At 43.2% G+C, this 24,486-nt stretch carries 21 protein-coding genes; 6 read left to right on the top strand and 15 right to left on the bottom strand.

Translation table 11 applies throughout. The features are described from left to right. Positions 1–15: 15 nt before the first annotated feature. The 11 genes from pgpA to queA form a co-directional block, all read right to left on the bottom strand. On the bottom strand, positions 16–528 hold the full coding sequence (gene pgpA, locus PSF27_RS16795; protein WP_206084572.1) for a phosphatidylglycerophosphatase A: 513 nt from the start codon (positions 526–528) through the stop codon (positions 16–18). After that, the gene (gene thiL, locus PSF27_RS16800) at positions 518–1,510 is read right to left on the bottom strand and encodes a thiamine-phosphate kinase (protein WP_272538987.1); all 993 of its coding nucleotides are present in this window, start codon (positions 1,508–1,510) and stop codon (positions 518–520) included. Before thiL ends, pgpA begins: the two co-directional genes overlap by 11 nt. Before the next feature lie 252 nt (positions 1,511–1,762). Then, on the bottom strand, positions 1,763–2,179 hold the full coding sequence (gene nusB / locus PSF27_RS16805) for a transcription antitermination factor NusB (RefSeq protein WP_036958557.1): 417 nt from the start codon (positions 2,177–2,179) through the stop codon (positions 1,763–1,765). Between the two features lie 89 nt (positions 2,180–2,268). Further along, the gene (ribH, locus tag PSF27_RS16810; RefSeq protein WP_206084570.1) at positions 2,269–2,742 is read right to left on the bottom strand and encodes a 6,7-dimethyl-8-ribityllumazine synthase; all 474 of its coding nucleotides are present in this window, start codon (positions 2,740–2,742) and stop codon (positions 2,269–2,271) included. A gap of 91 nt (positions 2,743–2,833) precedes the next feature. Then, a complete protein-coding gene (gene ribD, locus PSF27_RS16815; RefSeq protein WP_272539039.1) occupies positions 2,834–3,946 on the bottom strand; it encodes a bifunctional diaminohydroxyphosphoribosylaminopyrimidine deaminase/5-amino-6-(5-phosphoribosylamino)uracil reductase RibD in 1,113 nt (370 codons plus the stop codon). Between the two features lie 8 nt (positions 3,947–3,954). Further along, the gene (nrdR, locus tag PSF27_RS16820) at positions 3,955–4,404 is read right to left on the bottom strand and encodes a transcriptional regulator NrdR (protein ID WP_206084569.1); all 450 of its coding nucleotides are present in this window, start codon (positions 4,402–4,404) and stop codon (positions 3,955–3,957) included. A gap of 245 nt (positions 4,405–4,649) precedes the next feature. Then, the gene (secF, locus tag PSF27_RS16825; protein WP_206084568.1) at positions 4,650–5,618 is read right to left on the bottom strand and encodes a protein translocase subunit SecF; all 969 of its coding nucleotides are present in this window, start codon (positions 5,616–5,618) and stop codon (positions 4,650–4,652) included. 10 nt (positions 5,619–5,628) lie between these two features. Further along, positions 5,629–7,476, bottom strand: a complete 1,848-nt coding sequence (gene secD / locus PSF27_RS16830; RefSeq protein WP_272538985.1) for a protein translocase subunit SecD — start codon at positions 7,474–7,476, stop codon at positions 5,629–5,631. Positions 7,477–7,502: 26 nt separating this feature from the next. After that, on the bottom strand, positions 7,503–7,835 hold the full coding sequence (yajC, locus tag PSF27_RS16835; RefSeq protein ID WP_004905542.1) for a preprotein translocase subunit YajC: 333 nt from the start codon (positions 7,833–7,835) through the stop codon (positions 7,503–7,505). Positions 7,836–7,970: 135 nt separating this feature from the next. Next, entirely contained in the window at positions 7,971–9,098 is a 1,128-nt protein-coding gene (gene tgt, locus PSF27_RS16840; RefSeq protein WP_219245724.1) for a tRNA guanosine(34) transglycosylase Tgt, read from the bottom strand. Positions 9,099–9,187: 89 nt separating this feature from the next. Then, complete coding sequence (gene queA / locus PSF27_RS16845; protein WP_272681899.1) at positions 9,188–10,258, bottom strand: tRNA preQ1(34) S-adenosylmethionine ribosyltransferase-isomerase QueA; 1,071 nt, start codon at positions 10,256–10,258, stop codon at positions 9,188–9,190. Between the two features lie 475 nt (positions 10,259–10,733). Between queA and PSF27_RS16850 the strand changes: the two genes are divergently transcribed. From PSF27_RS16850 to ggt, 4 genes are all read left to right on the top strand, one after another. Next, positions 10,734–11,345, top strand: a complete 612-nt coding sequence (locus PSF27_RS16850; RefSeq protein ID WP_206084564.1) for an acyl carrier protein phosphodiesterase — start codon at positions 10,734–10,736, stop codon at positions 11,343–11,345. Positions 11,346–11,556: 211 nt separating this feature from the next. Further along, positions 11,557–12,159: a peroxiredoxin C gene (locus PSF27_RS16855; protein WP_219245721.1), complete on the top strand. Its 603-nt coding sequence runs from the start codon at positions 11,557–11,559 to the stop codon at positions 12,157–12,159. Between the two features lie 193 nt (positions 12,160–12,352). Further along, complete coding sequence (locus PSF27_RS16860) at positions 12,353–12,973, top strand: hypothetical protein (protein ID WP_206084562.1); 621 nt, start codon at positions 12,353–12,355, stop codon at positions 12,971–12,973. A 210-nt stretch (positions 12,974–13,183) separates the two neighbouring features. Next, a complete protein-coding gene (gene ggt / locus PSF27_RS16865; RefSeq protein ID WP_272681900.1) occupies positions 13,184–14,950 on the top strand; it encodes a gamma-glutamyltransferase in 1,767 nt (588 codons plus the stop codon). Between the two features lie 42 nt (positions 14,951–14,992). Here ggt and PSF27_RS16870 read toward each other — a convergent pair whose 3' ends face one another. The 4 genes from PSF27_RS16870 to phoB all read right to left on the bottom strand — a co-directional run bounded on the left by PSF27_RS16870 (position 14,993) and on the right by phoB (position 19,308). Continuing rightward, a complete protein-coding gene (locus PSF27_RS16870; protein ID WP_272681901.1) occupies positions 14,993–15,310 on the bottom strand; it encodes a helix-turn-helix domain-containing protein in 318 nt (105 codons plus the stop codon). A gap of 157 nt (positions 15,311–15,467) precedes the next feature. After that, positions 15,468–16,793 carry a branched-chain amino acid transport system II carrier protein gene (brnQ, locus tag PSF27_RS16875; protein ID WP_206084559.1) on the bottom strand — a complete coding sequence of 442 codons (1,326 nt, stop codon included), beginning with the start codon at positions 16,791–16,793 and terminating at the stop codon, positions 15,468–15,470. 491 nt (positions 16,794–17,284) lie between these two features. Continuing rightward, complete coding sequence (gene phoR / locus PSF27_RS16880) at positions 17,285–18,595, bottom strand: phosphate regulon sensor histidine kinase PhoR (RefSeq protein WP_206084558.1); 1,311 nt, start codon at positions 18,593–18,595, stop codon at positions 17,285–17,287. Between the two features lie 23 nt (positions 18,596–18,618). Further along, complete coding sequence (gene phoB / locus PSF27_RS16885) at positions 18,619–19,308, bottom strand: phosphate regulon transcriptional regulator PhoB (protein ID WP_206084557.1); 690 nt, start codon at positions 19,306–19,308, stop codon at positions 18,619–18,621. Positions 19,309–19,544: 236 nt separating this feature from the next. Here phoB and sbcD point away from each other — a divergent pair, with 236 nt between their 5' ends. Next, positions 19,545–20,756: an exonuclease subunit SbcD gene (sbcD, locus tag PSF27_RS16890; RefSeq protein ID WP_272681902.1), complete on the top strand. Its 1,212-nt coding sequence runs from the start codon at positions 19,545–19,547 to the stop codon at positions 20,754–20,756. A 5-nt stretch (positions 20,757–20,761) separates the two neighbouring features. Further along, entirely contained in the window at positions 20,762–24,445 is a 3,684-nt protein-coding gene (locus tag PSF27_RS16895) for an AAA family ATPase (RefSeq protein WP_272681903.1), read from the top strand. Positions 24,446–24,486: the final 41 nt, after the last annotated feature.

Genomic DNA, 24,486 nt, shown 5'->3' on the forward strand with positions numbered 1-24,486 from the left:
GCCTTCTTATTTTACTCATAAAAATGAGAGCAAATTAAACTTAACACATAGCCAGACAGTTACATAAGCGAAAATCGCAGCGATGATATCGTCGATCATAATGCCAAAACCGCCGCCAACTTTACGGTCAAAAATACGGATCGGCCAAGGCTTCCACATATCGTAAATACGGAAAATAAAGAAAGCAGTGACAACCCACTCAAAATCCACCACAGGGATCGCCATCAACGTAATCCACATACCGATAAACTCATCCCAGACAATACTACCGTGGTCATGAATTTTCATGTCGTCCGACGTGCGTTGGCAAATCATACAGCCAATCCAGAAGCCTGCAACAATCACCACCCATAAACTCCAAACGGGCATCCCTGACATCAATAGCCAGAATGGGATTGCAGCGAGTGAGCCCATCGTTCCAGGAACAATCGGCGATAATCCACTGCCAAACCCCGTAGCAAGTAAATGCCATGGGTTACGCATGTTTAGCCGTTTTTTCGCTTCTACTTTTTCTTGGCTAGTCGCCATAAACACCTTCCGAAACAAAGTGATCGAAACCTTTAAGGTTTACATCAACTTCTTGGTTATTGCAAAAGTAGCGGATCCCTTCGGATTGGGGTTTGATCTGCCCAATACAGGTAAAACCAGAGCCTGTATGTGCTAACGCCATTTCTAGCGCACCACGGTTGATTTCAGGTACTGTGAAGCACAATTCATAATCTTCACCGCCACTGAGCGACCATAAGCGCCCTTGTTCTACACTACAACTTTGTTTTAACGCCTCCGATTGTGGCAACGAATCTAAGTTGATCCGCGCACCGCAGCCACTGGCTTTTAAAATATGGTTTAAATCGGAAACCAAGCCATCAGAAATATCAATCGCTGAAGAGGCTAAATTACGCAGGGCTTGGCCTTGTAAAATACGCGGTTGAGGACGCAAATGGCGAGCAACTAACCACGCATTGTCTTCGGTGTTCGCAACATGCAGTCTATCTTGCAAAATAGCGAGCCCTGCCGCGCTATCCCCCAATGTGCCTGTCACATAAATCCAATCGCCATTACGCGCACCAGAACGGGACATTGCTTTACCAACTGGCACTAAGCCATGCACTGTATAGGTTAAGCTCATAGGCCCACGAGTCGTATCACCACCAATTAATTGCATTCCATAATAATTTAGTTGTTCGAACAAACTATCACTAAAAGACTGCAACCATTCACAATCGACACAAGGCAGTGTAATAGCTAAAGAAACCCATGCAGGATCAGCTCCCATTGCAGCAAGGTCACTTAAATTAGAGGCTAATGATTTGTACGCAAGGTCAGCGGGAGAAATCGTAGGTAGGAAATGAATGCCGGAAACGAGAGTGTCAGTACTCACAGCAAGTTGCTGTTTTTCCGGGATGGTCATCAACGCACAATCATCACCAATACCGATATTCACATCACGTCGGTTAGTGGTTTGACGGTTAAAGTAACGTGCGATGAGGTCAAATTCGCCATATGACATGGTAGATTTTCCGTTTTCGCTATCTCTATTTTCGTTTTAAACGAAATAAATAATTTATACTCTGAATAATTCAAGTTACAAATAGGCGGCAAATGACTGCACTTCCTAAAATAGACTAAAACCTGCATTTGAGCCAATTCTAGCCAATACACCCGTAACTTAAAGTACGACGAGCCTATAAGTACAAAGGTAGACTGAAACCCAGCCTACCTCTCGACTACTGTAGTGTTACAGGAGGGAACCCTGATATTATTATTTTTTACGACGAACCGCTGGTGCCGCTTTATCTAATACACCGTTAACGAATTTATGGCTATCTTCTGCGCCGAATACTTTCGCTAATTCAATACCTTCATTAATTGCGACTTTGTAAGGCACATCTTCACGGAAGCTCAATTCAAACATAGAGACACGTAAAATCGCTTTTTCTACCTGACCCAGCTCTTCGAGTTGACGAGATAAATATGGCGCCATCAGTTGATCAAGCTTAGTTGCATTGGTCGCAACGCCTGATAACAGTTCACGAAAATAGTTTACGTCAACGTCTGACATGTCCTGTTCAGCAATAAACTCATATTCGACTTCAGCAATTGGATTGCCAGATAATTGCCATGAATAAATGGCCTGTACAGCACACTCACGAGCGCGGCGACGAGCAGCAGGTTTCACAAGATTCCCCTTAAATTTAAAAACTATACACAATAATTTGTGTCGCAAAGAGGTTTACACACTCTCCGCGACGTCACATTATTTGTGTATTATTTGCCTTTGATGGCTTTAATCACATTAATCATTTCAAGTGCTGTTAAGGCAGCTTCAGCGCCTTTGTTGCCCGCTTTAGTACCCGCACGTTCAATAGCTTGCTCGATATTTTCAGTGGTTAATACACCAAAAGTTACAGGCACTTCGCTATTCATTGCAACATGGGACAGGCCAGAGCTGCACTCACCCGCAACGTATTCAAAATGAGCAGTACCACCACGGATAACCGTACCTAGTGCAATAACGGCATCATATTTTTTAGTTTCAACTAGCGCTTTCGCGGTTAATGGCAGTTCATAGGCACCCGGGACCCAAACGATAGTAATGTTGTCGTTTGAAACTTGGCCAATACGCTCTAACGCATCAACAGCGCCTTCCAGCAGACTATCATTAATAAAGTTGTTAAAACGAGCAATAGCGATAGCAACACGCGCTTTCGGCGCAGCAACAACACCTTTAATTACGTTCATAGTCTTCCTCTAATATTAATTATAACCCGCGGGGCGCGGATTTTATCACATTCTTTCGTTTATCGTATGCGCGAATTTCAAAAAAACGCACTTACCAGACAGGGCGTAGCCTGACACGCAGGTCATCACCGACTTTCGTCACATCTGTAAATTCAAATCTTGGCGCATCCACCAAGGCATTTAATGCAGGGAAATCAACCAAACCACGTGCATTGTTGCCCAGTAATTTAGGGGCAATATACACAATCAGTTCATCAACAATACCCAGCTTGAGTAACGATCCCGCTAATTTGGCCCCCGCTTCTACCCAAATACTGTTTACGTTACGTTTCGCCAGCTGCATCATTAAAATAACCAGATCAGTGCCGTTATCATCAGCGGGAACGGCAATCTGCTCAACTTTTCCTTGCCATGATGTGTTTGCTTCTGGGGTTGCGCGAACTAACCAACACTCACCATCAAGTTGTGTGACTTTATGGTCAGCCGTCACGCGGTTGTGGTTATCCAGCACAATACGGATTGGCTGGCGCACTTGGCTTTCTGGGTAAACGTGTTGAATATCCGCGGGGAGCTCGTTCCAACGCACTGTCAGAGATGGGTCATCCGCAATCACAGTGCTACTGGTGCTTAAGATGGCGCTAGCCTGGGCACGAAACTCTTGGACATCTTTACGCGCCGCAGCACTGGTGATCCACTTACTTTCGCCTGTCTCTAACGCGGTTTTACCATCGAGTGAGGCGGCAAGTTTTAACTGAATATACGGGAAGCCAGTACGCATGCGTTTTAAGAAACCGCGGTTTGCCGCTTCGGCTTCCTCTAATAAAACATTACTGCGAGTTTCAATTCCCGCTTGAGACAACATGTACAGACCACGCCCAGCGACCTGTGGGTTGGGGTCTTGCATCGCGGCAACAACACGACTCACGCCTGCGTTAATCAATGCTTCTGCACAAGGTGGTGTACGGCCATGATGGCTACAAGGTTCAAGGGTGACATACGCCGTTGCCCCTTTCGCTTTCTCGCCCGCCATTCGCAGTGCATGCACTTCCGCATGGGGTTCACCCGCTTTTTGGTGATAGCCTTCACCCACAATTTCGCCATCACGTACAATCACACACCCGACGTTCGGATTCGGTGATGTGGTAAAACGGCCAAGACGTGCTAATTCAAAAGCACGCGCCATGTAAATGTTATCTTGTTCAATCATTGGCGCTAATCCTGTAATTTCGCGATTTCTTCGCCAAACTCACGCACATCTTCAAAACTACGATAAACCGAGGCAAAACGGATATACGCCACTTTATCGAGCTTTTTCAGCTCATCCATTACCAAGCTACCAATTAATTTCGACGGAACTTCACGTTCCCCTGTCGCACGGAGCTGGGACTTAATAGAAATAATGGCTTGTTCAATATCATCAGAGCTAACAGGGCGTTTTTCCAACGCTTTTTGCATACCGCGATTGAGTTTTTCTTCATCAAACGGCTCACGCACTTCATCACTTTTAATGACTCGGGGCATGACAAGTTCTGCCACTTCAAACGTGGTAAAACGTTCATGACAAAGCAAACATTGGCGGCGTCTACGGACTTGAGCACCTTCACCAACCAGACGCGAGTCGATGACTTTCGTATCTACAGCTGAGCAAAATGGGCAATGCATAGCGTTTCCTGAGTCCTATTTACGGAGGGATAGTTTACCCTACTATGCAAGAAAAAACACCTTGTAAGGTAACTTACAAGGTGTTCGTAACTCTTCATATTTCGTGTTGTGAGGGTGTTAGCTGCACTCCGATACCCTAGTCACATAGTTTACTATGTTCCTAGGGATATCGCTCGCTTGCTGCCTACTCACAACACAAACTATTTTGAGTACTAATTGGCTTAGTTATTTATCGTTTTTAAAAACTAAGGCAGTAATGACTCTTGGTCTGCGCCTTCTTTTTCGACTTTTACTTGCATCAAGTGTTCACGCTTCATACCCATCTTCAGTGCTAATGCAGAAGCCACATAAATAGATGAGATAGTACCGATAGTTACACCGATTAACATAACCAGTGAGAAGCCTTCCAACATTGCACCACCGAACAGGTACAACATCAGAACCACTAATAATGTGGTGGCTGATGTCATGATGGTACGGCTCAATGTTTGCGTCAAAGAGACGTTCATGATTTCGTACGGTGTACCACGACGAATTTTGCGGAAGTTTTCACGGATACGGTCGGAAACAACGATACTGTCGTTCAGCGAGTAACCAATAACCGACATCAATGATGCTACGATGGTCATATCTATCTCAATATGGAACAGAGACAGAATACCCAAGGTAATCACCACGTCATGGGCAAGAGACAATACGGCACCCGCTGCCAGACGCCATTCGAAACGGAAACCGACATAAATCAAAATACAGATAAGCGCAGTTAACAGAGCTAATGCCCCTGTTTGCGCCAGCTCTGCACCGACACTCGGCCCCACGAATTCGATTCGTTTTACAGTGGCTTTATCATCAACGTTTTGGTTGATAATCGTAATAATCTCTTTGCCGACTTCTTGACCCGCAGTACCTTCAATTGGCGGGATACGGATCATGATGTCACGGCTGCTACCAAAGTTTTGAATCAATGGGTCTTTATGGTTCGAGTTAGACAAGCTATCACGAATTTTATCCAAATCAGCAGGTTGACTTAGGTTAATCTCAATAACCGTCCCCCCAGTGAAATCTAGACCCCAGTTAAACCCTTTTAGTCCGATAATGACAACTGATGCAACCAATAACAGAGCTGAAATCGTGAAGGCAACGTTGTCCCAGCGCATAAAGTCATAGACTTTACGGCCATAGTTCAATTGTTCAACAGTATAATCCTGTGCCACAACGTGCTCCTTAAATTGACAGCTTGTTAATACGTTTACCACCATATAGCAGGTTCACAATCGCACGTGTACCTACAATCGCTGTAAACATAGAGGTTGCGACACCAATCGCTGTCGTAATTGCAAAGCCTTTAATCGACCCCGTCCCCACTGCATATAGAATGATAGCGGTGATCAATGTCGTTAAGTTTGCATCGATAATACTTGAGAAGGCACCTTTATAACCTTCATGAATCGCTTGCTGAACGGATCGCCCGTTTTTCAGCTCTTCTTTAATACGTTCGTTGATCAGTACGTTAGCATCGACCGCAACCGCAAGGGTTAATACGATACCCGCAATACCTGGCATGGTAAGTGTTGCACCTGGCAACAACGACATCACACCCACAATTAACACCAAGTTCGCTAACAGCGCGCTACTCGCAATCAAACCAAATTTACGATAGTAGATAATCATAAACAGGATAGACGCTAACAGACCCGCGATACACGCCTTCAGACCTTGCTCGATATTTTGCATACCCAGTGTTGGACCGATAGTACGTTCTTCAACGATTTGAATTGGCGCAATCAACGCACCTGCACGTAATAATAATGAAAGCTGGCGTGCCTCATTACCATTATTGATACCAGTGATACGGAATTTGCTACCAAAACGTGCAGAAATACGTGCAGCATTGATAACTTTTTCGTCTTTCACCAAGATTGAACGGCCAGTCGCATCTTTTTTACCGCTGTCTTTATATTCAACAAACAGCGTTGCCATTAGCTTGTCTTGGTTATCACGCGTAAAGTCAGACATGATAGAACCACCAGAACTATCAAGGCTGATGCTCACTTGCGGTGCACCGTTTTCATCAGCTTCAGAGGTGGAGTCAGTGATATGATCCCCCGTTAAAATAACGCGTTTATACAGGACATATGGCGCCCCTTCACGGTCATATTTAACTTCAGAGTCACCTGGTACACGGCCACTTTCTGCAGCGGATGAATCCACGCTGGTATTGACAAGGCGGAATTCTAATGTAGCGGTTGCGCCTAAGATTTCTTTAGCACGTGCTGTATCTTGAATACCCGGTAACTCAACCACAATGCGGTCTGCACCTTGGCGTTGAACTAAAGGCTCAGCAACACCTAATTGGTTTACACGGTTACGGATGATAGTAATGTTTTGAGAAACAGCATAGTTACGAGCTTCGCGTAAGCGCTCGTCGGTCATCACAGCGATCATCGTGTTGTCGCTGCCATCACTAAACACGAGGTCTGGATATTTACGTGCTAGTGCTTTTTCTGCTTGGCTACGATCGTCAGCATTACGGAAGCGAACTTCAACGCTGTAATCATTGCCTTTACGAATAGAAGAGTACGCAATGCCTTCTTGACGCAGGTCATTACGCAAACCATCCATGTTTTGTTCCTGCAACTTACCTAATGCAGTGTCCATATCAACTTCCATCAGGAAGTGAACCCCACCACGCAGGTCAAGACCCAGCTTCATCGGCTCACCGCCGACAGCTTCGAGCCACTTAGGCGTCGCAGGTGCAAGGTTTAATGCAACAACATACTGGTCACCCAGTGCATTCATGATGACTTCACGAGCACGTAACTGAACATCAGAGTTGTTGAAACGGGCTAAAATTGCCCCATTTTCCAGAGAGATAGACTTACTCTCAATGTTGTCATCTTGTAACGATTTTTGGACTTGGACCAGCGTTTGTTCATTGGCGGCGGTTCCCCGCACGCCAGTGATCTGAACAGCCGGATCCTCACCATATAGGTTAGGAAGCGCATAAAGCAGACCGATGAGGATCGCAACGATCAACATCAGATACTTCCACAAAGGATAACGGTTTAGCACGGCAGTTCCCTTCGGGAAAATCAGAATTAAATTGCTTTCATTGTGCCTTTAGGTAAAACAGCAGCAACGAAATCACGTTTGATGGTTACTTCTGTGTTCTCACTCAGTTCAAGAACAACATAACCTGTTTCAGACACTTTAGTCACACGTCCGATTAAACCGCCAGTTGTTAAAACTTCATCACCTTTAGTGATAGATTCCATCAATTTACGGTGTTCTTTCGCACGTTTTTGCTGTGGACGCAAAATCATGAAATAGAAGATCAGCGCAAAAACAACAAGCATGATAACCATGGTGTATGGGCTACCTTGCGCTGGTGCACCTGCTGATGCCGCTGCTTCAGAAATAAAAAAACTCATTCAACTTTCCTCATTGTTTTATTGAAAGCAATTTTAAGTACAGACTCTAACTAATTCAGTGCGTTTATATTCGAAGTCTAACGAATAAACCAAGCTAACTATGCTACACAGATTAGCGTGATTTCGCACTTAAATTCATTCGATATTTAACGAAGGTTCAGGTTTTCCAATCTTTTGATAGAAATCTTTCGCAAACTCTTCGAAATTACCGTCTTCAATGGCTTGGCGGATACCCGCCATTAAACGTTGATAATAACGTAAATTATGGATGGTATTGAGCCTTGCGCCAAGAATTTCATTACATCTATCAAGATGATGCAAGTAGGCACGACTGTAATGACGACAAGTGTAGCAGTCACAATCCGCGTCGAGCGTTGATGTGTCAGATTTATACTTCGCATTACGAATTTTTACCACGCCATTCGTGACAAATAAATGCCCATTTCGTGCATTTCGTGTTGGCATCACACAGTCGAACATGTCGATACCACGACGAACGCCTTCCACTAAATCTTCTGGTTTACCGACTCCCATTAAATAACGCGGTTTTTCTGCCGGAATTTGTGGGCAAACATGCTCTAAAATACGGTGCATGTCTTCTTTCGGTTCGCCAACGGCAAGGCCGCCTACAGCGTAACCATCAAAGCCGATTTCCACCAGCCCCTTAACCGAAATATCACGTAAATCTTCGTAAACACTGCCTTGGATGATACCAAACAGGGCATTTTTATTGTTTAACTCGTCAAAACGTTGGCGGCTACGTGCAGCCCAACGCAGTGACATTTCCATTGAGGTCTTTGCATAATCCCAATCTGCTGGATATGGCGTACATTCGTCGAATATCATTACGATATCTGAACCGAGGTCGTACTGAATTTCCATCGATTTTTCAGGGCTTAAGAAAACTTTCTCACCGTTAATTGGGTTACGAAAATGTACGCCTTCTTCTTTAATTTTACGCATCGCGCCAAGACTAAAGACTTGGAAACCGCCAGAGTCCGTTAAAATCGGGCCTTGCCATTGCATAAAGTCATGGAGGTCACCATGCAACTTCATGATTTCTTGGCCGGGACGTAACCACAGGTGGAAAGTATTGCCTAACAGGATTTGGGCACCCGTTTCTTTCACTTCTTCTGGGGTCATACCTTTTACGGTACCGTAGGTGCCCACTGGCATAAATGCAGGGGTTTCAACCACACCGCGCTCAAACACTAAACGGCCGCGGCGTGCATTGCCATCGGTCGTTTGTAATTCATATTTCACGTTTGCCTCCAAACATCAGAAAAACAGTCTGATGTTATCGATAATATTAATTTGCTAAGCAAGCAGCTGATGCCACCGCTTATCACTGATTATTCGCCAATTTTTTCGAATTTTGCATTCGCATTGGGGGTGATAAACATCGCATCACCATAGCTAAAGAAACGGTATTGCTCAGCAACCGCTTCTTTGTACGCATTCATTGTGTTTTTATATCCAGCAAATGCAGAAACCAACATAATTAATGTCGATTCAGGCAGATGGAAGTTAGTGATGAGTGCATCAATCACCTGATATTCATAACCTGGATAAATAAAAATTTGGGTATCATCAAAAAATGGAGCAATTAAGGCATCTTGGCTGGCTTTAGCTGCGCTTTCTAATGAACGAACTGACGTTGTTCCCACTGCAATAACACGGTTACCACGCGCTTTACACGCCAATACCGCATCAACCACATCTTGTGGCACTTCCGCATATTCGGAGTGCATGATGTGGTCTTCGATGGTATCAACACGAACAGGCTGGAACGTCCCCGCGCCAACATGTAACGTGACAAACGCCATTTCGACACCTTTTTGGCGCAAAGCTTCAAGCAAAGGCTCATCAAAGTGTAGGCCAGCCGTTGGTGCTGCGACAGCCCCCGGTTTTTCACTATACACGGTTTGATAAAGCTCTTTGTCCGCTTCTTCATCAGGTCGGTCGATGTAAGGTGGCAATGGCATATGACCAATTTGGTTCAAAATGCTCAACACATCCCGTTCATCATCAAAACGGAGCTCAAATAAAGCTCCATGACGCGCCACCATCGTGGCGTTGACGCTTTCATCTTCACCCAGCAACAATTCAGAGCCTTCTTTCGGCGCTTTTGAGGCGCGAACATGTGCTAATACACGGTGCTCGTCCAACATGCGTTCAATGAGAACTTCAATTTTACCGCCGCTAACTTTACGACCAAATAGCCTTGCAGGGATCACGCGAGTATTGTTGAATACCAGTAAATCCCCTTTCTCCAATTTTTCTAGAACATCCGTAAAAACACCATGCGTTAGCTGCCCCGATCCGCCATCTAGACTTAATAAGCGGCAAGCGCTACGTTCAGCCTGTGGGTAGTGGGCAATCAGTTCTTCAGGTAATTCAAAAGTAAAATCAGAAACACGCATTGTATTGACATCAATCTAAAAAAAACAGGCGACTAGTCTAGTGCCGCACCGCCTTTGGCGCAAGAAATAAGCGCAAAATCGCACAAAAAACCACCATTATTTAACAAATATTTTGTTAGCAAAAAATTCTGTACGCTATTTATCCATTCGATGAATGAATTATTTCTGTTTTTCCTTTTATCTCTCAATACTCATACCTCATGAATTTCGAATTAGAGCAAGGCAGCAAGCAAATTGATCCCTAGGAGCATACACAAGTATGTGACTAGGGTCGGTTTGTGCCGCTAACACAGCTATAATTTGAAAGACTTAAGGACTTTGGTTTTTATCTCAATATTTATACCTCATGAATTTCGAATTAGAGCAAGGCAGCAAGCAAATTGATCCCTAGGAGCATACACAAGTATGTGACTAGGGTCGGTTTGTGCCGCTAACACAGCTATAATTTGAAAGGCATCAGGTATACTATAAGAGAATGAATTACCTAGCGCACCTCCACCTAGCCCACCTCGCTGACAGCTCCCTGCTCGGCAATACAATGGCTGACTACGTTCGCGGCAACCCTGCGGGCATTTACTCGTCCGAAATTGTCTCTGGCATTATGATGCACCGTGCCGTCGATCGAATTACTGACACACATCCCTTAGTCAAAGAAGCCAAATTGCTGTTTCGTGAGGAATATCGGCGTGTTGCGCCGATCACCTTGGATTTAGTATGGGATCATTTTTTGTCTTTGCATTGGTCGACAATTGAGCCAGCCATTTCATTGCCTGAATTTGTGCGTTATTGTCGAAATATTATCGAACCTCAGCTTTGTCATACCCCTGAAAAATTTCAGGAGCTAAATGAGTATCTCTGGCCGCAGCAATGGTTAATTCGCTACGCAGACAAAAGCTATATCGGTAAATCCCTGAATGGGATGGCGAAAAGAAGGCCTAAACTGAGTGCGCTAAGTGGTTCATTTGATGATTTTTTATTGCAGTATAGTGAACTTGAAAATATTTTCTTTCAATTTTACCCACAAATGATGGTGAATGCGCTGCAACAAATTTTTGTACAAGATGTCACAATACAGGCAAAGGAATAAATTAATGCTTGCACTTTGGCAGAATAAAACTATCTTATTGATATTAATTTATTAAACCAGTACAATTGATAGCTAAAACCTATCACAATAATTGGTTTAAATGTCTTTATTATCAAAAGATAATTTTTTATCCTTTTGGAAGTCTATGTCCGAAAATACATAATTTTTTGTAAAATCTCTCGGACAAAAATCAAACTCATAGGAGTAAATTATGGTTCTGGTAACACGTCAAGCCCCTGACTTTACTGCTGCTGCTGTTTTAGGTAACGGTGAAATCGTTGAAAACTTCAACCTGAAAACCCACCTGAACGGCCGTCCAGCTGTGATCTTCTTCTGGCCAATGGACTTTACTTTCGTTTGTCCTTCAGAGCTGATCGCATTTGACCACCGCTATGAAGAATTCAAAAAACGCGGTGTTGAAATTGTTGGTGTTTCTTTTGACTCTGAGTTTGTTCATAACGCATGGCGTAAAACCCCAGTAGATAACGGCGGTATCGGTGAAGTTAAATACCCGATGGTTGCTGATATCAAACGCGAAATCATGAAAGCTTACGGTATTGAACACCCAGAAGCAGGCGTTGCCCTGCGTGGTTCTTTCCTCGTTGACAAAAACGGTGTTGTTCGTCACCAAGTGGTTAACGACCTGCCATTAGGCCGTAACATCGACGAAATGCTGCGTATGGTTGACGCACTGCAATTCCACGAAGAGCACGGTGATGTTTGCCCAGCTCAGTGGGAAAAAGGAAAAGAAGGTATGAATGCTTCTCCAAAAGGCGTTGCTGACTACCTGACCAAAAACTCTGCAAAACTGTAATCAATCGATTTAGTTTTTCGAAAGCGGGCACTGCCCGCTTTTTCTTTTCATAAGCTCGTCCTAAGAAACATCTCAAACAACCCCAAAATCTTCCTTATCATTTATCTCTGACTATAAACCTTTCCTTATTTATATTACTGTTACAATTAGAATCATTTAATTACAAATAAATAACAAAGCTAGGTATCGGAAAATGAAATTAAAACTCATCACCTCAATCGCCCTCATCAGTGCATTACTTGCAGGATGTGATAGCAGCCAAACCGCATCAGAAAGTAACTTCAAAAAGTCTATCCAAGATTACCTCGATACTAAGAAAGCGATTTGTATCAATGTAGATCCTATGCCAGCAGGCTTTATCACCAAATTCAGCTACCGTAATATTGAACAACTGGATACTTTAGTGAATGCAGGTTTACTGGCAAAAAGCGAAAAACAAGTCACCGTGAAAGATATGTGGAGTGGAGAGCAAGTAGGGGATGGCGTCGAATATACATTGACCAGTGAAGGGCAAAAATTTTATAACGAGAAGCAAGCCCAATCTTCAGGCCGTGGCAGTTTCTGCACGGGTAAGTTAGTCGTTAACGAAGTCACTAATTTTACTGAGCCAGCTGAGCGCGGTGGTCAGCAGATTTCTATCGCCAACTACACGCAAAAACTGGAGGATGTTGCTGCATGGGCAAAAAATGAAAAAGTGATTGCGGCTTATCCTCAAATTAAATCAGCACAAACACATGCTGAACGTGCACAGCAAAGCCCTCTCATTTTAACCAATAATGGTTGGGTCCACATGGCATTGTTTAATAAGAAATAATATACTTCATGGGCTCTTTTTGAGCCCTTTTCCTATCCATATTTAAATCCTGCTTATTGATAAATAACCCTACCCAGTTAACACTTCTTAACTCAAATATTCAACGTTCTGCACTATTGTATGCTATACATTAAAAACACAAATAATTAACAAATTATTCATATTATTGATTTGTGTTACATCAAACTTTACCTTAACTGGGAGATACGAATGATCAGAACATCATTACGCCCTGCTGCATTATTGCTTTCCTTATTATTTTCAAGCCAACTCTTTGCTGCATCAGAACCTGCCGTTGAAGCCAAAAAAGGCATGGTCGTTTCATCTCAACATTTAGCCTCACAAATTGGCGCAGATATCTTGAAATCAGGCGGAAACGCTGTGGATGCTGCAGTGGCAGTTGGCTATGCCCAAGCCGTTGTTAACCCGTGTTGTGGCAATATTGGCGGTGGCGGCTTTATGACCATTCACTTGGCTGATGGTAAAGACCTCTTCATTAATTTTAGAGAAACCGCCCCTGCCGCAGCAAGCGCTGACATGTATCTTGATAAAGACGGTAAGTTAATCAAAGACGCAAGCCTGTATGGCTACCTCGCTTCGGGTGTGCCAGGTACCGTAAAAGGCCTTGATTACGCATTAGAAAAATACGGCACGATGAGCCGCCAACAAGTGATGGAGCCTGCAATTAAGCTTGCCAGAGAAGGCTTCACCCTAACCCGTGCAGATACCGATGTGCTGGATACAACCACCGAGCGCTTTAAACAAGACCCTGAAGTTGCGCGTATATTCTTAAAACCTGATGGTAGTGCTTTCCAGCCTGGTGACTTATTGGTACAAACCGATTTAGCCAATACCCTTGAAAAAATTGCCAAAAATGGGCCGTCCGCTTTCTATGAAGGTGAAATACCGAAAGCTGTCGAGGAGGCGTCAAAGAAAAATGGCGGCATACTCACCGCGAAAGATTTTGCCGATTTTACTATCACGGACACAACACCAATTAGCTGTACCTATAGAGGCTATCAATTTATTTCTGCGCCACCGCCAAGCTCTGGTGGTGTTACTATCTGCCAAACCTTAAATATTTTAGAGGGTTATGACCTTAAAGAGATGGGCTTTAATTCTGCTGAATATATTCATACCCTAACCGAGGCTATGCGCCACGCCTATATGGACCGAAATACGTTTCTTGGCGATCCTGAGTTTGTGGATAACCCAACCGAAAAATTGTTAAGTAAAGCCTACGCCGAAGAGCTGCGCAAAGAAATCAAGCCAAACCAAGCGACACCTTCAACACAAGTTCAGCCAGGTATGGGGCCTCATGAAAAGCCAGAAACAACGCATTACTCGGTTGTTGATGAAAAAGGAAATGCCGTTTCAACTACTTACACAATCAACGGTCGATTTGGCTCCGTGGTTATCCCTCCAGGAACAGGTTTCTTCCTTAATGATGAAATGGACGATTTCACCACAAAAGTTGGAGAGAAAAACCTTTATGGCTTAGTACAAGGTGAACGAAATTCTATCGCGCCGGGTAAACGTCCACTTTCATCAATGAGCCCAACTATTGTCACCAAAGACGGCAAAGTATTCTTAGTGCTTGGCTCACCGGGAGGCTCACGAATTATTTCTATCACCCTGCAAACTGCTTTGAATATCATTGACCACGGTATGCCACCACAAGAAGCCGTCAATGCACCGCGTATTCACCATCAATGGCTACCTGATGAGGTATATTACGAAGAGCGCGGTGTGTCGAAAGATAGCTTAGCCCTCCTCGATAAGATGGGCTATAAAATGGTTGAGCAAACACCTTGGGGCGCCGCTGAGCTAATCATGGTTGCTATCCCTGATGGTGCTGGCGTCAGTGCTAAGTCATCGGGTAATGACTCCGCCGTTTCTGGTAAAGTCCGCGAAGGCTTTATTTACGGCTCTAATGATGTTCGCCGACCAGCAGGTAGTGCGGTAGGCGTGGATTAATTCAGCGTAATAAAACCAAGCCCTGTACTATCATGGGCTTGGTTAAACCCGAATATTCCTTAACTCATCGATAATGCTAGGTTTTTTTTCAATAAGAAATAAAATTTTAAGTGCCATGCCCGATGGGAATCTACGCTTTTGCTCCCAACTACGGACTAAATCCACACTTGAGCCAATCGCCTCAGCAAACTCTTGTTGCTTCATTCCAGTATGTTTGCATCCGCTAGTGCGACTTATCGTGTCACCATATTCATAATTTTCTAACAAAAATGTCTGAAATAATTGAAACTCATCATCGTCCATCAATAACTTTCGCTCACGACTAAATACTGTCGTTTCAATAAGCTCTAAGTAGTTCATCTGCACCTCCTTGCGCATACACACCACTTCATTCGTACCGAGTACTAATTCCAACAAAAAAACTCTACATTTACTTGGTAAGTACATTTCAGTTTTGAAAACACTCAAAAAGAAAAAGGGAGCCAATCGGCTCCCTTTTATTTGATAATTCAGATAATTAAGCTTGCTTATGCTGCACTGATGGTGACACCACTTTGTCACAGACAATCGCGACAACTAAGACAACAAGCGTAGGTAATACCCAAACTAAATCTTGTTTATACAATGGCATCGCTGTCATCCACTCTGGGATATAGACTTTCAAATGTTCGGACGCTTTCACCGCACCAATTAAACCGACCACAAAGCTTACCAGCATCGTTGGGGCTATCACCACCGTTGGATTTTTCCACCATTTCAATGTAAAGCTCAGTAAGATCAAGACAATACAAGGTGGATAAATTGAAACCAGTACAGGTAATGAGAAGGCAATTAATTTACTCAAACCTAAGTTTGAGATGACCATAGAGAAAATACCTAAGATCAACACCAGCTTACGGTAAGAAATTGGCACGTAGCGGCTAAAGAACTCTGCACAAGCACAGGTCAAGCCAACCGCAGTCACCATACAAGCCACAAAAATCAATACCGCAAGGAAGAAGCTACCGTAGCCACCAAACGTGTATTGCACATAAGTATGTAGGATATCCGCACCATCTTCTGGATTTGGGATCAGCGAGCCACTGTTTTCACCCAGTTTAAACAAGGATAAATACACCAGCGTCAACAGTACCCCAGCAATTAAGCCTGCCCACATGGTGTAGCGAGTGAGTAATGATGAGTTTTCGATACCCCTTGAACGCGCCGCATTCACGATAACAATCCCAAACACCATCGCCCCGAGGGTATCCATAGTGAGGTAACCGTTAATAAAGCCATTTGAAAAAGCCATATCACGGTAGTCTACCGTCGACGGGATTGGATCGCCCGCAGGCCACATCACCGCTGCAACACCCAAAATAGCCAATGCCAGCATTTTAACAGGCGCCAAAATGTGCCCTACGCTATCCAGCAGTTTCCCTGGATATAGCGAAATACCAATTACCAACACAAAATAAACCGCGCTATAGATAAACAGTAACATATCAGATTCGCCACCAAATAATGGTGCGATCCCGACTTTATACGATACTGTTGCAGTTCTTGGTGTGGCAAATAACGGGCCGACAGATAAATAAGCGACTACCGCTAGCAGTAAACCTGCTGTTTTCCCCACTGGCGAACTCAGGGCTTCAATTCCGCCCCCAACTTTCGCCAATGCAATAACGGTTAATACAGGTAGACCCACACCCGTGACTAAAAAGCCAAGTGCGGCGGTCCAAACTTGTTCCCCTGCCTGTAAGCCAACCATCGGAGGGAAAATAATATTTCCTGCCCCGACAAATAACGCAAAGGTCATAAAACCTAATGCGATGATATCTCTTGATGATAAACGATGAGCCATATTATGTTAATTTTTAGTAGCGAAAATAAAAAATTACGGATATGCACTTAGCAACCCTTTGAAATATATATAGCGAGATAGAATTCTGATAAACATACTGTTAACAATATAAAAAAGTATGCCTGCTTGCCTATGACAAAACGAAAAATCAAAAAACAGAAAAAATCGCCAATAACTGACAACAAGTAGAACTTTTATAGGGCAAAAAGGCAATAGCAAACCCGAAAACAAGAGGAAATAACTAAACTAATTTTCAGAACCAGTGATTCCTTTCAGTAAAATCACAATACTCGTTATATGATTTGCTCGAAAAATAATCAACTCATCATTTTGTCATTCATTTTTTTTACTAATTGGTAGGATATATAATATCAAAATCATTAATTGGCAGGATAATATAAAAAAATAATGTATTAACAAAATTAATTAATAGGTAAGCAAACAGGATCCACTTTATTAAAAAGTTGATTATATTAATAAAGTGGGATCATTTAGGATTTTTTCAATTTTTTATCATCAACGATTAGCACAGGTGGCAAAGTAAATGAGAACTCACTCCCTTTACCAACTTGGCTAGTGACCACCAGCTGGCTGCTATGGTGCTGAACGGCATGTTTCACAATAGCCAACCCAAGCCCTGTTCCACCACCACCTTGACGTGAACGTGCTTTATCCACACGGTAAAAACGCTCTGTCAAACGTGGAAGATGCTCTGACGGGATCCCTGGCCCATTATCCTTCACACTAAATTGAGCACCAAGACTGGTTTTACGCCAATCCACACGAATTTTTGTGCCTTCAGGCGTATGGTTAATAGCGTTATACACTAAGTTCGCCACAGCACTGCGCAGTTGCTCCTCATTGCCATGTACTCGCAGTGATTCATCGATATTAAACTCAAATTGCTGGCGGCCCTGGCTTAAACTTAACGCTTCTTGCTCAATCATTTTGAGGATTACTGGAATGTTTACCTGCTCATCAAGGTTGATTTGTGGTGCAATTTCGATACGAGATAACTGCAAAAGCTGTTTAACCAAATTATCCATTCTATGAGCTTGCTCTTGCATCACATTCAGCGCTTTTTTATTGACGGCTGGCATACCTTCCTGGTCATCCATTACCTCAAGATATCCCTGAATAACGGTAAGTGGAGTGCGTAGTTCGTGGCTAACGTTAGCAAAAAAATCCCTACGCGCTTTCTCCAACCGACGTTTTTCAGTGACATCTCGCGCCACCATCAGTAGTTGCCCTTCGGTATAAGGCAAGATACGAAACTCAACAATTTCCCCACTATTCAGCTCAATGGTTAATGCTTGGTCGTAGCTTTTGATTGAAAAATAACGACTAAAATCAGGGTAGCGCAATAAATTGAAAATATGTTGGCCATTATCTTCTGGCCAGCGAAAGCCTAACAAAGCCTGAGCGTGGCGATTACACCAAAAAATATTGCCTTCCGTGGTCATCATCACAACGGCGTCGGGTAAGGATTCAGCGCCACTACGAAAACGTTTAATCAACTGCCCTAATTCGCGGCGACGTTTACGATTACGCTGCTGCATCTGGTAAATACCGTAAAATATCGGCTCCCATCCTCCTCGCCCCTCGGGTGGTAACATACTTTTATCCAACCAAAGCCAATAAGATAGTTTTAGCAGGTTATATGCATGCCACACTAAGGCTGCCAGTAACGAAACCACCAACAGCCAAGGCAAATGCCCGATAAAAATGGACAAAATCAGCGCTGGCAAGATAAATAAAAACAGCCCCCAAACCAGCTGTTTAATCGATAAGCGTTCAAGCACGCATGTCTCTCCCTAGTTTGTCGTTAATAACGAACAGAGAAACGGTAACCCGTACCGCGTACTGTTTGCACCATTTTATCATGACCTTCAGTTTCTAGCGCTTTTCTTAAACGCCGAATGTGCACATCCACCGTTCTATCTTCGACGTAAACATTCGCGCCCCACACATAATTCAAGAGCTGCTCACGGCTGTATACACGCTCAGGGTGAGTCATAAAGAAATGCAGAAGCTTATATTCCGTTGGCCCCATATCAATCGGGGTGTCATTACTCGTCACACGGTGGGAGGTTGGGTCTAACGTTAACCCATTCATTTCGATGATATCTTCTGTCGACATCGGAGAGATCCGACGGAGAATAGCTTTAACGCGAGCAATTAACTCTTTCGGGGAAAACGGCTTAATCAAATAATCATCAGCGCCGACTTCAAGCCCTTTCACACGATCTTCTTCTTCCCCGCGTGCTGTTAACATCATCACGGGAACATCACGCGTCGCGCTATCGCGCTTCATATGTTTAATCACTTGGAGACCTGAACCACCAGGGATCATCCAATCCAATAAAACCAAATCAGGGAGAGGATCAACTAACTGTGCAATTGCGCTGTCATAATCATCAGCTTCAATTGGCTGAAAACCATTCTGTTCTAATACAAAACAAACCATTTCTCGGATGGGCGCTTCATCTTCAACCACTAGAATGCGTCTTGCCATGATTGTTCCTGTAAATAAGAAGACATTGTTAATGTGAACGCATTATGCGTCACTTTTATGACAGAATTATGAATGTCTATTCGCAAATCAAATATTTCTCCTTATATTAGCGGGTAAATGTCATCTAAGTGAAATAATTCCGCCATAACACGAGAAAAACACGAGGTTTTGATAGGATCAGGTATACTGGATAGCAGTAATTTATGCCCTTTATCAAAGACAGGAACGGATGGCTCATGCGCATTATTCATACCTCTGACTGGCATCTTGGCCAATACTTTTTTACCAAAAGCCGTGCGCCTGAGCACCAACACTTTTTAGATTGGTTAGTAAACCAAGTCGAAATTCATCACGTTGATGCCGTTATCGTAGCAGGGGACATTTTTGATACAGGGTCACCACCTAGTTATGCCCGCGAGTTATATAATAAATTTATTGTGGACTTGCAAAAAACGGGTTGCCAGTTGGTTATTTTGAGCGGTAACCACGATTCCGTCTCCGTTCTGAATGAATCGAGCGCATTATTAAGCTACCTCAATACCCAAGTGGTCACCTCTGGCAGTGAACCGAATGTTATTACTCTACACAATAAACAATCGCAACCCATTGGCCTCGTGTGTGCCATTCCTTTTTTACGCCCTCGGGATATTCAATTGAGTGTTGCAGGGCAAAGTATTGAAGAAAAACAGCTTTCGCTACAAACCGCTATTCATGACCATTACCTAGCCAGCTACCAATTTGCCCTCGAACAACGCGCAATGCTCGGCGTGGATATTCCAATTATTGCTACGGGGCATTTAACTGTCATTGGCGCGGAATTAACCGATTCCGTGCGTGATATTTATATTGGCACATTAGAAGCCTTCCCTTCAGGGGCGTTCCCCCCTGCGGATTATATTGCTCTTGGCCATATTCATCGCCCTCAAGTGATTGGTGGAAAACAACATATTCGCTATTGCGGATCCCCTATTGCCCTCAGTTTTGATGAAATCGCCCAACAAAAAAGTGTCTGTTTAGTTGAATTCACAGGCAGCGAATTAACCGAAATCACCCCGTTAGCGATCCCTATTTTTCAGCCCTTACAGACGATTAAAGGCTCATTAAAAGAAATAGAACAACAACTTAGCGTATGGCAAGATTACCAAGGTGAAAATGCAGTTTGGTTGGATATTGAGGTGGCCTCTCAAGATTATCTCGCGGATATTCAACAACGCATCGAAGCACTCACACAAAACCTTCCCGTTGAAGTCGTGTTACTGCGCCGTGCAAGAAAGCAAAAACAAGGGCAAAACCTTGCGTTGGCCAATGAAACCCTGAATGAACTTACAGTAGAAGAGGTTTTCTTACGCCGCCTTAGCGAAGAAACGCTAGAAGACCCTGAACGTGAACAGCGTCTAACCCAACTTTTCCAACAATCCTACGACGCATTACGCCAAGAGCAAGGGTAATTGATATGAAAATCTTAAGCTTACGCCTCAAAAATATTAATTCTCTCAAAGGTGAATGGAAAATCGACTTTACGCAAGAGCCGTTTGCCAGCCAGGGGCTATTTGCCATCACAGGCGCAACGGGTGCGGGGAAAACCACCTTATTGGATGCCATCTGCTTAGCGCTATATCATCGGACACCACGATTAGATTCAATTTCCGCAAGCCAAAACGAACTGATGACCCGCCACACCGGGGACTGCCTTGCAGAAGTGGAATTTGAAGTCAAAGGTGCGGCCTATCGCGCATTTTGGAGCCAACGCCGCGCAGGTAATAAACCAGATGGCAACTTGCAACCACCGAAAGCGGAACTTGCCCAAGTGGCTGATGGCAAAATCATTACCGTTAAGGTATCTGAAATTCGCGACCAAATAACCAAAATTACAGGGTTAGATTTTGGCCGCTTTACAAAATCCATCTTGCTATCGCAAGGGGACTTTGCCGCTTTCTTAAACGCTTCCGAAAAAGAACGCGCTGACCTACTTGAAGAAATTACAGGCACAGAAATTTATAGCCAAATCTCCAAATATATTTTTAACCAACACAAGCAAGCAAAAACAGATTTAGATCTCTTAAAAGCCAGAGCGCAAAGTATTAATTTACTTACGGAATCAGAATACCAAGAGCTGCTAGAACAGCAAAATACGTTACTGAAACACGAAACTGAAATAAAGCAAAAGCGTGCACAGCATCAACAGGAACTTAATTGGTGGCAACAACACAACCAGCTCACTGTGAGATTACAATCACTTGATAATGAACTAAAAAATGCCCAACTTGAATACCAAACGGCGCAACCACAACTGAAGAAACTGTCGAATGGCGAACCTGCGGAGTCGCTACGCCCTCTTTGGCAAAATATTGAAAGCCTACAGAGGCAACTCACTGAATACACAGAACAACAACAGCAGTTACAACTCAATCTGGAAAAACAACAGGCCGAACGAACGCCGCTACAAGCCACACTCATTCAATCTCAGGATGAACACCGCAAACATATTGATTTTGTAAAACAACAAAACCAAATGATTGATGAAACAGTTCGCCCTCTCGATAACCAAATTTTGCAGTTAACGCAGCAACAACACGAATTAAAACAACAAATAGCTGAAAAAAAGGTAACTTTTGAACAAAAACAACAGTGGATAAATGAGACACAAGGCCAGATTCAACAAGCAACCCATCAACTTAACGAGTTGAACATATTTCTAAATGAAAAACAAAAAGATGCAGATATCAACGCGCAAATAGGCAGTTGGAAACAGCAAGGGCGTTTTATTTTTGAATTAGGTGATCAGCTCAATACCTTATTACAGAAACAAAAGAAACTCTCAAACGAAATTGAACAACTGCAAGTGGATAAACAAAAACGCACAGAAGAATTAACACAAACTACGTCCACCTTAGAAAAACACACACTCGCGTTTAAAAGACAAGAACAACAATACAAAGCCGACCAAGAAAAATACGATATTTACGCAGTTAATCAACAGATTGAGCAACTGCAAACGCGTTTACAGCATGCCAAATTATTACCGTTAATGCTGTCCCAATACCTGAGTGCGCAAGCCCAATTACAGCAACACAATCAGCAACATGCTGATTTACAGCAACAGAGCAGCCAAACACAAAAAGAACGCGAACTGACTGAGTCTCAAATCAATGAGTTGGCACCTCGCATCAAACTAACCAATGAAAAGTACCAATTAGAACAGAAAATTGTCAGTTTAGAGCAAGAACGTCAACAACTCGTTTCAGGAAAACCGTGCCCACTATGTGGTTCCACGCAACATCCAGCGGTACAAACATACGAATCCATTCACCTGAGCGAAACACAACAGCAACTCATTCACTTAACTGAGCAGCTTGACCACCTTAAACAACAACAAACTAAGTTATCCACGCTATCCGAAACACAGCAGCTACGCCAAAAAGAGCAAGCACAACAATTGCAGCAAACCACTGCTCACCTAGATAGCTTGGTTCACAACTGGAAAAAAACATGTGAGCAAGCACTTACACCTGAATTAGCACTGAACGAGCAGGCTGTGAGTGCCTTTATCAATGAGCTAACCGCTAAACTAACACAACAACAAAAAATCACCCATGAATTCATGACATTAGAGCGTGAATATCAGCAAGCTAAGCAGTTGCAGCACGACCAGCAAACGTATTTAACTCAACAACAAGCAGGCCTTTCACTCATTGAAGAGCGATTAAAATATCAAACCCAATTATTTGATGAATCGCAGAGAGAACTAGCTCAATTACAGCAACGAAAAAATGAACAAACTGAGCAATTTCAAACAGCTTTAGTCCATTTTGATCTGAACTTACCAGAAAGTGAAAACTTTGATAAATGGGTGAGTGATATCACTCAACGTGGTGAGTTTTACAATACTCAAAAAGTCACCGCGCAGGCTCTAAACCAAAAAATTGAGGTCACAGGCGCCACACTTAAATCTGAATCCGACCAATTAAAGCAACTCAATCAGCAAATTGAAAAAGAAGAAACTCAATTTAAACAAGCTAATATAGTCCTTCAGCAAAAAAACGCTGAGCGCAAAACACAACTTTCAGGACTACCTATACCTCTATTTATCCAACAGATGAATACTCAACAAGAGGCGCTTTCGTTAGCTCAAGAACAACTTAGTCAACAGCTAAATGAAGTTGATAAAAATATTGCCTCACTTAATGGTCGCTTGCAGGAGATTATCAAGACACTCAATAAAGCCAAATTCGAACATCAACAAGCGCAAGAGCAATTTAATGATGCACTGGCAAAAAGCCCATTTAGCACGCAACAAACCTTCCTTGAGGCATTGTTAAACCTTGAAGAAAAACAACAGTTAGAAGCGTTAAAGCAACGAGTCAGCCAAACGCTATTGCAAAGTGAGACCCGCCATCAAGAAAGCATGCAAGCACTCGAAGCCCTTAGTCAGCAACGTTCCACAGATTTTTCGTCACTTTCTGAGGCACAATTAAACGACATTATCACAACCCTCGATGAGGAAATTAAACAATATAATCAACAACAAGGGCGCATTATTAATCGCTTAGATACCGATAGACAACAACGCCACCAGCAACAAGATTTACTGCAAGAAATAGAAAAAAGCCAACTCAGTTACGATGATTGGAGTTATTTAAATGCACTCATTGGTTCCGCTGAAGGGGATAAATTCCGCCGCTATGCACAAGGCCTAACGCTTGATTGTTTGGTAACGTTAGCCAACCAACAACTCGATAAGCTCCATGGCCGCTATATATTGCAACGTAGCCACCAAGCTAACTTAGAGTTACAAGTTATCGATAGCTGGCAGGCTGATTCTGTCAGAGATATCAAAACGTTATCTGGGGGGGAAAGCTTTCTTGTTAGTTTAGCATTAGCACTGGCACTTTCAGACATGGTCAGCAACCGCACACAATTAGAGTCACTATTTCTAGATGAAGGATTTGGTACTTTGGATGCCGAAACACTAGATATTGCCCTTGATGCTCTTGAAAGTCTGAATGCTTCAGGGAAAATGATTGGCGTTATTAGTCATGTAGAAGCGATGAAAGAGCGTATTCCAGTACAGATTAACGTGAAAAAAGCCAATGGCCTTGGTTTTAGCGAGCTACCATCTCAATATCGGTTAAATTAGTCAAGAAAATGGAGAGGAGCAAACCTATTCCTCTCCATAAT

Origin of the sequence: Providencia sp. PROV129 (assembly GCF_028482245.1) — a bacterium.
GTDB classification, from domain to species: Bacteria; Pseudomonadota; Gammaproteobacteria; order Enterobacterales; family Enterobacteriaceae; genus Providencia; species Providencia vermicola.

Excerpts from the sequence above, each read along its gene's own strand:
- PSF27_RS16870 (WP_272681901.1), bottom strand. The coding sequence starts at position 15,310 with ATGAACTACTTAGAGCTTATTGAAACGACAGTATTTAGTCGTGAGCGA.
- PSF27_RS16860 (WP_206084562.1), top strand. The coding sequence starts at position 12,353 with ATGAAATTAAAACTCATCACCTCAATCGCCCTCATCAGTGCATTACTT.
- thiL (WP_272538987.1), bottom strand. The coding sequence starts at position 1,510 with ATGTCATATGGCGAATTTGACCTCATCGCACGTTACTTTAACCGTCAA.
- ribH (WP_206084570.1), bottom strand. The coding sequence starts at position 2,742 with ATGAACGTAATTAAAGGTGTTGTTGCTGCGCCGAAAGCGCGTGTTGCT.
- PSF27_RS16895 (WP_272681903.1), top strand. The coding sequence starts at position 20,762 with ATGAAAATCTTAAGCTTACGCCTCAAAAATATTAATTCTCTCAAAGGT.
- yajC (WP_004905542.1), bottom strand. The coding sequence starts at position 7,835 with ATGAGTTTTTTTATTTCTGAAGCAGCGGCATCAGCAGGTGCACCAGCG.
- PSF27_RS16850 (WP_206084564.1), top strand. The coding sequence starts at position 10,734 with ATGAATTACCTAGCGCACCTCCACCTAGCCCACCTCGCTGACAGCTCC.
- pgpA (WP_206084572.1), bottom strand. The coding sequence starts at position 528 with ATGGCGACTAGCCAAGAAAAAGTAGAAGCGAAAAAACGGCTAAACATG.
- ggt (WP_272681900.1), top strand. The coding sequence starts at position 13,184 with ATGATCAGAACATCATTACGCCCTGCTGCATTATTGCTTTCCTTATTA.
- sbcD (WP_272681902.1), top strand. The coding sequence starts at position 19,545 with ATGCGCATTATTCATACCTCTGACTGGCATCTTGGCCAATACTTTTTT.
- brnQ (WP_206084559.1), bottom strand. The coding sequence starts at position 16,793 with ATGGCTCATCGTTTATCATCAAGAGATATCATCGCATTAGGTTTTATG.
- phoB (WP_206084557.1), bottom strand. The coding sequence starts at position 19,308 with ATGGCAAGACGCATTCTAGTGGTTGAAGATGAAGCGCCCATCCGAGAA.
- PSF27_RS16855 (WP_219245721.1), top strand. The coding sequence starts at position 11,557 with ATGGTTCTGGTAACACGTCAAGCCCCTGACTTTACTGCTGCTGCTGTT.
- queA (WP_272681899.1), bottom strand. The coding sequence starts at position 10,258 with ATGCGTGTTTCTGATTTTACTTTTGAATTACCTGAAGAACTGATTGCC.
- nrdR (WP_206084569.1), bottom strand. The coding sequence starts at position 4,404 with ATGCATTGCCCATTTTGCTCAGCTGTAGATACGAAAGTCATCGACTCG.